This is a genomic window from Halorubrum sp. SP9 (assembly GCF_005435015.1).
Lineage (GTDB): Archaea > Halobacteriota > Halobacteria > Halobacteriales > Haloferacaceae > Halorubrum > Halorubrum sodomense.
Genome location: NZ_SGXU01000267.1, coordinates 1 through 583, shown reverse-complemented (window position 1 = coordinate 583; position 583 = coordinate 1). Strand labels below are relative to the sequence as shown.

The 583-nt window shown below is 54.2% G+C and carries 1 protein-coding gene; it reads right to left on the bottom strand.

Translation table 11 applies throughout. The features are described 5' to 3' along the window. Positions 1-124 precede the first annotated feature (124 nt). Positions 125-583: HAMP domain-containing sensor histidine kinase (locus EXE45_RS17500; RefSeq protein WP_137695083.1), on the bottom strand; the 459-nt coding region annotated here is incomplete at its 5' end.

The following is a 583-nucleotide window of genomic DNA, read 5'->3' as shown; positions in this document are numbered from 1 at the left end:
GATCTTAGTGGGAAACCCAAGCAGTCCGTGTGCTGATGCTGATCCGTTGCGGATACAGCTCCGTAGTAGCCTCAGGTGATCCTGTGACGCGACATCTGCCGAACAGGGTGAATATAAGCCACAGCTACGACTCCCTGATGAACTCAACTCCGGTGATCTCAAATCGAGCCCCTCCCGTGGGACTTTCGGCCACCCGTATGTCCCATCCGTGAGCCGAAACAATCTGTTCGACAATCTTCAACCCAAATCCGATCCCGTCGTCTTTCGTGGAGTAGCCCGCAGTAAATACATCTGAACGTCTGTCTTCGGGGATCCCGGGGCCATCATCTTCGATATAGAAACCATCCGCATCAACGCCGACTGTAACGGTTACCTCTGGACCTCCGTGCATGAGTGCGTTGCTAAACAGGTTCTCAAGGAGTTGGCAGAGCCGATCGTCATCAGCGACAATTGCAACCGCTGCGGGCGTTTCATCCGCGTACTGTAAGGTCGCGTCCTCTGTTTGATCCGCGACCATCTGCCAGGCAGTACGTAGTGTCTCTTGGAGCTCGATCGCATCTTTCGACCCAATATCTCGTCCTTC